Here is a 9,009-nt window from a genome sequence, read left to right as displayed (position 1 = left end):
CGGCCGGGATCAGGCGGGCTCCACCGCCGCCTGATGGGCAGGGGAACCGGCACGGCCGGTCCCCTCGTCCGCGGTTTCCCGACCCCGCAGGGGGCACTGCCCCGGAAGGGTGCGGAAAGGATCGTCGTGGGCCCCCGTTTTTTTCATGGCTTCCGTCTTTACGGCTTCGCCCCGGGGGATGGTGCTTGCCGGGGGGGAACCCGGCCCGGCGCGGTTTGTTCCCCGCCGCCCGCAGCGGCCCCCCGGGCGAGGATGTCGGCCACGGAAAGCACCTCTACCTGCACCGTCAGGCGGCGGCGATAGATCCGCATCGCCGCGTCATGGGTGGCGTCGAACGCGCTGCACAGCGCGTCGGACGCCAGGATGACGCGATAACCGCGGTCCACCGCCCCGAACACCGCCGCCAGCACGCAGATGTCGGTTTCCCCGCCCGACAGGATCACCGTATGGATCCCCCGCCCCTCCAGCAGCCGGTCGAGCCCCCCGCCGTGCCAGGGCGAATAGACCGGCTTGTCCAGCACCCGCGCGGGCGGCGCGAACCGTTCCAGCGCGGGCACCAGCCGCAACAGGTCGTCATCCATATGTTCGCGCGTCACCTCGGGCCATTTCTCGAAATAGGGCCGCCAGGTGCCCCCGGCGTCCTCGGCCCGGCGCGGCGGGATGAAGCGGGTGAACACCGTCCGCGCGGGGTCGTGTTCCGCCAGCCGCACCGCCGCAGACAGGATCCGCCCCATCCAGGGCAGCGTCCAGGGACTGTCCGGGCCGAACAGGCGCTGCATGTCGATGCACAGATGCACCACCCCGGGCCCGAAACCGGCGCCCGGCCCCGTCCCGCCCGGATCCGCTGTCGGCATGTTCCGCCCTCCTCTTCTGCCCCGATCCCGAGGAACCGGCGCGGGCGGGCCGTGTTCCCGAAGGCTTGGCGATTCTTCGCCGCTGTTGCGCGAATGCCCGCCGGAAACGGCGGTCCGGACAGAAAAGAGAGGAACAAACATCCCCGCCATGCATTTTAATGGGCATGATCGAAGGCGAATAAACACCCCGACCTGAAGGCGAATAAACACCCCGACCTGCCGCCCCCTGCCCTGCCGCCCACCGGGCAGGCGGGGGGCGGCACCGGAAGGGGAAAGGGAGATAGACCATGACGGATTGTTCGACGGTCGCGACACCCGGGCGCGCCCATACGAAAAGTGGTTGGGCCACGGCGGCCCACCTGTCACGGCCGGCAGTATCCGAAGCCCCCCGCCCGAAAAAGCGCCCCCGGCCCGCGGGGGAAACCGGCGACGACATCGTTGCCTATATTCCCGCCCTGCGGGTCTTTGCCCGCTCGCTCTGCAAGGATGCGGTGGAGGCCGACGACCTTGTGCAGGAAACCCTGCTGCGCGCGATCGAGAACATCCGCCTTTACGAAAGCGGCACCAACCTGCGCGCCTGGCTGTTCACCATCATGCGCAACAAGTTCTATTCCAACTGGGCCAAGCGCAGCCGCGAACGCACCGGCGAGGCGGATTGCGTATCCTCGATCCCCGCAGAGATGGCCGATACGCAGCTTTGGCACCTGCGGCGGCTGGAACTGGAACAGGCGCTGAAACAGTTGCCGGTGCACTACCGCGAGACGATCATCCTCGTGAGTGTTCTGGGCGAAAGCTATCTGCATGCGGCAGAGGTCCTTGGCTGCGACATCGGCACGATCAAAAGCCGCGTGAACCGCGCCCGCGCCGCCCTGCGCGAAAAACTGGGCGAGACCGCGGGCGAATAGGCGGGCGGGAACATTCGGCCGGCCCCGGGGTTCCGGGGCCAGACCAATGGAGGACAGCCGATGCCCGGACCCAAGCACCCCGATTACCCCAAGCCCCCCTTCCCCGAACAGGAACAGGACCTGCCCGGCAGCTTCCAGCGCATGGATCCCCGGCCCGACCATGGCGAGGCGTCGTGGCGCGGGGCGGGGCGGCTCGACGGGATGGTGGCGCTGGTCACGGGCGGCGACAGCGGCATCGGGCGGGCGGTCTCCATCGCCTATGCGCGCGAGGGGGCGGATGTCGCCATCGCCTTCCTGAAGGAAACCGACGACGCCCGCGACACCGCCCGGCAGGTAGAGGCCGCGGGGCGGCGCTGCCTGCTGCTGCCCGGCGACATTTCCGACCCCGGCCATTGCCGCACCATCGTGGCGCAGGTGGTGGAGGAACTCGGCCGCATCGACATCCTGGTCAACAACGCCGCCCATCAGGACATGTTCGACAGCCTCGACCAGATCACCGACGAGGAATGGCAACGCACCTTCGCCATCAACATCCACGCGATGTTCTACCTTGCCCGCGCCGCCGTGCCCCACATGGCGCCGGGCAGCGCGATCATCAACACCGCCTCGATCAATGCCGACATGCCGAACCCCGGCCTGCTGGCCTATGCCACCACCAAGGGCGCGGTCCAGAACTTCACCGGCTGGCTGGCGCAGTTGCTGGCCGACGAGGGCATCCGCGTGAACTGCGTCGCCCCCGGGCCGGTCTGGACGCCGCTGATCCCGGCCAGCTTTCCGCCCGACAAGGTGGCGAAATTCGGCGAGGACTATCCGATGAAGCGCCCCGCGCAGCCGGTGGAACTCGCCTCGGCCTTCGTCATGCTGGCCGAACCGATGTCGAGCTATGTCTCGGGCGCCACGCTGGCGGTGACGGGCGGAAAACCGCTGATCTGACGGCCCCGCCCCGCCGGCCGGAACAATCCCCGCCCTGCAAGGGTTTCCCCCACGGTATCCCGTGGAAAGGAGGTTCCCATGTCCGCGCCACAGACCAATCTGGAAAAGCAGCGCCGGCGTCACTGGGCCCCGCTGGCCGGCATGGCCGCCGTCACCCTGCTGGCGGTTCTGGTGATCGTCTACTGGCTGTTCGAAGAGGTGGAACAGTCCGATCCCCCGCCGCAGCCCGAGGCCACCGTGCCCGAGGTGCCGGCAGCCCCGCCGCAATCCGCGATTCCCCCGGCCACGCCGCAACCGGGCGCACAGACCGGCACGCCGCAGCCGGGCGTGATCATCGCCCCGCCGGGCGCCACGCCCGAAGGCGTCGCCCCGACGCCGGGTGCGCCGACGACCCCGGACGGGGACTAGCGCCATGCGGTTTTCCGACTGGATCGCAGCGGCGGCCAGCGCGGGGATCTGGGCCGCCGTGCTGGCCGCCGCAGGACTGGGGCTGATGTCGGTGGCGGTGTCGGGGTCGTTCCTGGCGCCGCTCAATGCCACCAGCCACTGGCTGTTCGGCACGGCAGAGGCCGCCCGGGGCGGCTGGATGGCCGGACCCACGCTGATGGGGCTTGTCACCCATGTGGTGGCAAGCCTGTTCTGGGCCTGCGTGCTGATGCTGGCGCTGCGGGTCTGGCCGCTTTATGCCCCCGCGGCGCTGTTCGTCGCCGGGCTTGTCACCGGCGTGGTGGCGCTGGTGGTGGATTACGGCATCCTGCCGCGCATGCTGTCGCCCGGCTGGCATCTGGTGCTGCCCTGGCCCGCCGTGATCGCGGGGTTCCTGTTGCTCGGCGCGGGGCTCGGCCTCGGCGCCATCGCCGCCCGCCCCATCGCCCCCCGCGCCGTCTGACCCGTCAGCGCGGCGGCGCCATCAATTCCGCGAACGAGGCCGCGCCCATTTCCGCCAGAATCATCGCCCGGGCGCGGCTGATGCGGCTTTTGATCGTGCCGATGGGGCAGTTGCAGACCCGGGCCGCGTCGGCATAGCTCTGATCCATCAGCGCCACCAGCACCAGCGCCTCGCGGTAGGGCATCGGCAGATGGCCGATCGCCTGCATCAGCCTTGCGCAGATGATGCGGTCGTCATGCACCGGCAGGAAAACCGCCGCCGGCGGCGGGCCTTCGGTCCGGCCGCGCCATTCGCTGGCCCGGCGGCGGCCCTGCGCGCGAAAGACATTGCGCATGATGGTGAACAGCCAGGCCCGCAGGTCCGTGCCCGGTGTGAAGCCCCCGACATGCGCCAGCGCCCGTAGCAGCGTTTCCTGCACCAGATCGTCCGCCCCGTCGCCCCCGCGCACGAGGCCGCGCGCCATCAGCCGCAGCGTCGGTATCAGATCGAGGATGTCCCTGGTGGTGTCCGGCGCGTCCTGGTGGTTCGACATCCGGCACCTCCCCCGATCCGGCCGACCCCGACACAGGACGGCCACCCCGTGGCGGGGCCACGGGGTATCGGAAGGCGCCGGGCCTGTGCGGTCGGTCAGTACTTGCCGGAAGGTCCGCCAGCCCCCCCGGTCGCGGCGCGCTGGCGGTCCAGCGCCTCGCCCAGGGCCAAGGCCAGTTCGCGCAACCGCGGGGGCAAGGGCTCGGCCGCGACGGCCTGCACCAGTTGCGCCGTGGCCGCCGAGAGGGACTCGGCTTCGCGCGGGTCCGTCCCGATATGCTCACCCGAGGGCGGAGGGGTCTCGTTTCTGAACATGGCATGCTTCCAGAAGGCCGAAGCCGGTTGTTTCTTCGCAGGCGAACGCATGCGGCGCTTTTTCCCGTGTATCATGAATTCGACGAACGGGAAAGTCTCCTGCGTCCCCGATGTGGTTGCGGCCCGCGGTGGCGCGGGCCGCATCGCCGGGATCGGGGGTCGGTCAGGTATCCTTGCGGGCCTTGTTGGCCTGCTGGTTCTGCTGGCCCGCGCCACCCTGCCCGCCGCTGGCGCTGGCGCCCTCGTCGGAACCGGCGTCGTTGCTGCTGCTGGCTTCCTTCACGCGCAGGTTGTTCTGCACATGCTTGACGCCGGAACATTGTTCCACGCAATCCTCGGCGGCGCGCTTTTCCCACCGGCTGGCGACATGGCCGTCCAGCGTCACCTCGCCGTTCGAGACGCGGACCGAGATGTTCGAGGCGTCGACATCGTCGTCATCGCTCAGCCGGTCGCACACGTCCTCGCGGATGCGGTCGTCGCCGCGGCTGTAACCCTTGGGCCCCTTGCCGCGCAGGCCGGCGCCGGTCATCTGGGGGCCCTGCCCGGGAATGCCCGTGGCGCCGGACCGCTGTTGACCCTGACCGCCCTGGCCCTGGCCCCAGTCGCCGCCGAAGCCGCGCTGCTGTCCGCCCATCTGGCCGCCCATCTCGTTGCGCCGCCCCGACATCCCGGCGCCGCCGCCGGACCACATGCGGTCGCCCCGCCCGCGGTCGCCTTCGCCGTACCGGCCCCGTTCGCCGCCCGACGACCAGCCGCGTCCGCCGTCCTCGCGCTCGTCCCGGGCGCCGCGGCCCTGTTCGTGGCGGACGAAGCCGTAGGCATGGCCTTCGTCCTGCTGCCATTCACGATCGCGCGACCGCATGTCGCGGTCGTCCTCCCACGGCCGTTCCGGCTGCCGCAGGCTCGGGCCGCGCCCGCGCGATTCGTCGCGCCCGCCGCGCATGTCATAGTCATCGCGTTCGCGGAAATCGTCGTAGTCGCGCTGCCGGTAGGCGTCGGCGCGCTCGCCACGCATGCGCGCACCGCCCCGCCCGGGGCCGTAGTCGCGTTCATCCTCGTTCCAGTTCCGGGTATAGCGTTGATCTGCCATCTGGGCCTCCTCTGTGGCGACAGATCCGGGCGGTGGATCGCCCGGGTCCTCGCTTGAACAGGCGGGGGCAGGGTTTGTTCCCGCCCTCGGGCCCGGCGCCGGATCAGATCATGTGGTCGCGCCCGCGCAGGTAATATTCGCGTTCCAGCCGCCAATGGAGCCAGTCCGCCAGCCCGTTCGCCGGGCATTGCGCGGCCTCGGGGATCGCGGCGGCCAGCGTCGCCTCGACCAGCCGGTCGGCCGAACGGGGATCGTGCAGTAATTCGCGCGCCCGCACCCGCAGCCGCGGCAGCAACGCCAGAACCATGGCGGCCGAGGCGCGGCGGCGGCTTTGCCAATGCAGGTCGGCCAGCAGTTCGGCGGTGGCGCAGGGTTTCGGGTGAAGGCTGATATGGCGCAGATGGGGCGGCAGCGCCTCGGGGCAGAGCCCGGTATAGAACAGCAGCGGCAGGCTGCGGCGGCTCAGCCGTTCTGCCAGCGGATACGACAGCTCGCGCCCCACACGGATGTCCAGGATCGCGGCATCGGCATGCAGGTCGAGCTGGATCGCATCATCCAGCGTGCCGAAAGGGCCCAGAACGGTGTCCCCCGCGCGCCGGATGTCCTCGCACAGATGCCGCGCCAGCAGGCGGTCGTCCTCGAGCACCAGGATCCGCAGGCTCTGCCGTGCGAGCAGCATGCCCTCGGCATCGGCGGCGGCGAGGGCGGCATAGGGATCCGCACCGTTCGGCGCATCTTTGGCAAGGCGGTTCATCTTGTCCTCCTGTTGTTTCGGCTAGGGTCCGTCTTCCGCGGGGGGGCGGAAGATTGCGCAGGAAGGGCCGCAAGGCGCGGCAGGCACAGGAAACCGTCACACAACATCAGGCCGGCCGGATCATGCACGGCGGGCCTGGAAATATCAGCACAGCCACCATGACTCGCCCCGCCATGGACGCAAGCAGAATCGGAAAGCGGCGCGGGGAAATCAGCAAAACCCCGCCAACCGGGGGGTTGGCGGGGCGGGAGGAAGGGATCGGCAAGTGCACCCCGTGGGGGCAAAATCGGGGCACGGGAACAGGGGGACCCTTGGCCCCCCTACATTTCCCGGTCAGCGGCGGCGGCGCCCGTAGCGGTCGTCGTCATCGTCCCGGCGGTGTTCCCAGCCGAGCCGCGCGGCCTCCGAATGGCCCCGCGAATCGCCGAACCAGCCGCTCTGGCCACGGTCGCGCGAATAGTCGTCGTCGTCGCGGCGCGACGAGGACGAACGCCGGTCGTCGTCGTACCCGCGCGAGGACCGGCGGTCATCGTCGTAGCGGCCCGAGGAACGGCTGCGATAGGACCGGTCGTCATCGTCGCGGCGATGTTCCCATCCCCGGCGCGACGCCTCGGAATGGCCTTCGGGATCGCCGAACCAGCCGCCTTGCCCGTGGTCGCGCGAATAGCCGTCGTCGTCGTAGCGGCGCGAGGACGAAGACCGGCGGTCGTCGTCATCATAGCGGCCCGAGGACCGGCCGCCGCGGTGGTCGTCGTCGCTCATGAAACGGCCGCGGTCGTCGCGTTCGCGCCCCGAACGGTCGTCGTAGGACGAACGGCCGCTGCGGCGGTCGTCGTCGTAGCGGCCCGAGGACCGGCTGCTGCCGCGGCGGTCGTCGTCGCTCATGAAGCGGCCCCGGTCGTCGCGCTCGCGCCCCGAGCGGTCGTCGTAGGACGAACGCCCGCCGCGATGGTCGTCATCGCTCATGAAACGGCCGCGTTCGTCCCTTTCGGGCATGTTGGAATACCTCGGCATGATCTTCTCCTGATTGTCGTGGTTCTGGGTGGGGGTGGCCCGCCATGTCGTGGGCGGCGTACCCGGCCCGCCGGAGGACCGGCCGGGTACGCCGCCCGGGCGCGCGGGACCCCGCGCCACCAGTGCTACCGCTGCTGGTCGCGATCGCGGTTCTGCGCGCCGTTCTGGTCCATCTGCTGGTCACGGCCCGCTTCGCGGTTCCGGTCCTGCTGTTGCTGCTGACCGCCGCGCTGGCCGGGGTTCTGCGTCCCCTGCTGTTGCTGCTGCTGGCCCTTCTGCTGGTCTTTCTGCTGACCCTGCTGGCCCTGCTGCTGTTGCTGCTGGTTGCGGTCCTTGTTCTGGTCGGCCATGTCCTGTCCTCCTCGGCTTCAGACATTCTGGCATCCGCATCATTGCGAGATGTCCCCCAGCAACCACGGGCGGCGGCGGATGTTCCCGGCGAAGTTGCGCCCCCGTCCGCCCGTCGGCGGGATGGCGGTTTCCCGCCTTCCCCCGCGCCGCCGCCCCTGCCGCGGGAAAAATCCGGCCCTCGGGAACAACCGCCGCCGCCGGCTGTTCACCTCGTACTGGCTGTCCGCGTGCGGACATTTCCGTCAGACTCTCCCTCGCAACCTCTTGGGCGCCCTTCGCGGGCGCCCCTTTTTGTTTTGTCGGCCCCGGCGCGCGCGCGCATGGCAGAGGCGCAAAGGCGAACGGGCGGCCCGGGGTTTCCGGGCCGCCCGTGGGGGTGTCGCGGCGCTGCCGTTCAGTGCCGGTGTTCGGGCAGTTCCTTCAGCTGGTCCTTGGTCCAGGACGTGACCCCGTGCACCTTGCCGTTCTCGTCCCGCATCAGGTTCAGTTGATCCACGCTGACCAGGACCGGCTTCGATCCGATGCCCAGGAACCCGCCGACATCGACGACGACATCCGTGACCGCGCCCACCCCGTGCACATGGGAAATGGTGCCGATCTTTTCATCGTCCACGCCATAGACGGGGGCGCCGTTCAGCACGGCCTCGTTCAGTTCCTGACGGGTCAGGGGGGTGTGTCTGCTGTGGTCCATTCGCTCCTCCTGCGTTCGGGCCGTGCCCAAAGGGTTGCGGTCGAAAGCGCCGCCGCCGGATGGCTGCGGCATTTTCGAGGGAACAACCGCCCCGGGGGCCGGTTGTTCCTGCGCCGGGGCCGCCCGGCAGGATACCGCCCGCCAGAGGACCGCCATGGACGCCAGCGTGATGTCGCTTGTCGCGGCAGAATTCGAGGATCCTTTCAAGGCGGTCACCGCCGGGGCCGCGCTGTTGCGGCTGCTGTTCGCCGCCGTTCTGGGCGCCGCCATCGGGATAGAACGGGAAATCCATGCCAATGCCGCGGGCCTGCGCACCCATATGGTGGTGTCGATGGCCGCCTGCCTGTTCACCGTCATCACCGCCGAGATCATCGCCGGCACCACCGGCGCGCCCGGGCAGATCTCGACCGATCCGCTGCGGCTGATCGAGGCCGTGACCGCCGGCGTCGCCTTTCTGGCCGCCGGGTCGATCATCACCTCGGGCGGCAGGGTCACGGGGCTGACCACCGGGGCGGGGATGTGGATGGCCGGCGCGATCGGGCTGGCCTGCGGCAGCGGCCTTCTGCCGCTGGCGATCATGGCCACGGTGCTGACGGTGGTGGTGCTGTGGCTGCTGCGCCGCGTGTCGCGCCGGCTGGCGCGGAACGGCGAGACCGGACCGCCGGACATCGACGAATCCTGA

General features: G+C 70.1%; 13 protein-coding genes. 5 read left to right on the top strand and 8 right to left on the bottom strand.

Annotated features, from left to right (window positions below):
* Nucleotides 1-158: 158 nt before the first annotated feature.
* Nucleotides 159-854 carry a cysteine hydrolase family protein gene (locus tag RGD00_RS13120; protein WP_310457790.1) on the bottom strand — a complete coding sequence of 232 codons (696 nt, stop codon included), beginning with the start codon at nt 852-854 and terminating at the stop codon, nt 159-161.
* A 287-nt stretch (nt 855-1,141) separates the two neighbouring features.
* Here RGD00_RS13120 and RGD00_RS13115 point away from each other — a divergent pair, with 287 nt between their 5' ends.
* From RGD00_RS13115 to RGD00_RS13100, 4 genes are all read left to right on the top strand, one after another.
* Entirely contained in the window at nt 1,142-1,759 is a 618-nt protein-coding gene (locus tag RGD00_RS13115; RefSeq protein WP_310457789.1) for a sigma-70 family RNA polymerase sigma factor, read from the top strand.
* Between the two features lie 60 nt (nt 1,760-1,819).
* The gene (locus RGD00_RS13110) at nt 1,820-2,692 is read left to right on the top strand and encodes an SDR family oxidoreductase (RefSeq protein WP_310457788.1); all 873 of its coding nucleotides are present in this window, start codon (nt 1,820-1,822) and stop codon (nt 2,690-2,692) included.
* Between the two features lie 78 nt (nt 2,693-2,770).
* Complete coding sequence (locus RGD00_RS13105) at nt 2,771-3,100, top strand: hypothetical protein (RefSeq protein WP_310457787.1); 330 nt, start codon at nt 2,771-2,773, stop codon at nt 3,098-3,100.
* Between the two features lie 4 nt (nt 3,101-3,104).
* The gene (locus RGD00_RS13100) at nt 3,105-3,581 is read left to right on the top strand and encodes a hypothetical protein (protein ID WP_310457786.1); all 477 of its coding nucleotides are present in this window, start codon (nt 3,105-3,107) and stop codon (nt 3,579-3,581) included.
* A 4-nt stretch (nt 3,582-3,585) separates the two neighbouring features.
* Here the strand turns inward: RGD00_RS13100 and RGD00_RS13095 are convergent, their stop codons facing one another.
* The 7 genes from RGD00_RS13095 to RGD00_RS13065 form a co-directional block, all read right to left on the bottom strand.
* Nucleotides 3,586-4,113 (bottom strand): sigma-70 family RNA polymerase sigma factor, encoded by a 528-nt coding sequence (locus RGD00_RS13095; RefSeq protein ID WP_310457785.1) that lies wholly within the window; start codon nt 4,111-4,113, stop codon nt 3,586-3,588.
* Between the two features lie 95 nt (nt 4,114-4,208).
* Nucleotides 4,209-4,427 (bottom strand): hypothetical protein, encoded by a 219-nt coding sequence (locus RGD00_RS13090; protein WP_310457784.1) that lies wholly within the window; start codon nt 4,425-4,427, stop codon nt 4,209-4,211.
* A gap of 163 nt (nt 4,428-4,590) precedes the next feature.
* Complete coding sequence (locus tag RGD00_RS13085; protein WP_310457783.1) at nt 4,591-5,517, bottom strand: BON domain-containing protein; 927 nt, start codon at nt 5,515-5,517, stop codon at nt 4,591-4,593.
* A 103-nt stretch (nt 5,518-5,620) separates the two neighbouring features.
* Nucleotides 5,621-6,271 carry a response regulator gene (locus RGD00_RS13080; RefSeq protein WP_310457782.1) on the bottom strand — a complete coding sequence of 217 codons (651 nt, stop codon included), beginning with the start codon at nt 6,269-6,271 and terminating at the stop codon, nt 5,621-5,623.
* Nucleotides 6,272-6,604: 333 nt separating this feature from the next.
* Entirely contained in the window at nt 6,605-7,285 is a 681-nt protein-coding gene (locus RGD00_RS13075; RefSeq protein ID WP_310457781.1) for a hypothetical protein, read from the bottom strand.
* A gap of 125 nt (nt 7,286-7,410) precedes the next feature.
* Nucleotides 7,411-7,635, bottom strand: coding sequence for a hypothetical protein (locus tag RGD00_RS13070; protein WP_310457780.1), 225 nt, complete (start codon nt 7,633-7,635; stop codon nt 7,411-7,413).
* A gap of 395 nt (nt 7,636-8,030) precedes the next feature.
* Entirely contained in the window at nt 8,031-8,327 is a 297-nt protein-coding gene (locus RGD00_RS13065; protein WP_310457779.1) for a PRC-barrel domain-containing protein, read from the bottom strand.
* A gap of 154 nt (nt 8,328-8,481) precedes the next feature.
* Between RGD00_RS13065 and RGD00_RS13060 the strand changes: the two genes are divergently transcribed.
* Nucleotides 8,482-9,009 carry an MgtC/SapB family protein gene (locus RGD00_RS13060; protein WP_310457777.1) on the top strand — a complete coding sequence of 176 codons (528 nt, stop codon included), beginning with the start codon at nt 8,482-8,484 and terminating at the stop codon, nt 9,007-9,009.

It is taken from the genome of Ruixingdingia sedimenti, assembly GCF_031432425.1.
GTDB classification, from domain to species: Bacteria; Pseudomonadota; Alphaproteobacteria; order Rhodobacterales; family Rhodobacteraceae; genus Ruixingdingia; species Ruixingdingia sedimenti.
Note: the sequence above shows the minus strand (reverse complement) of the source record. Positions and strands in the feature narration are given on the sequence as shown.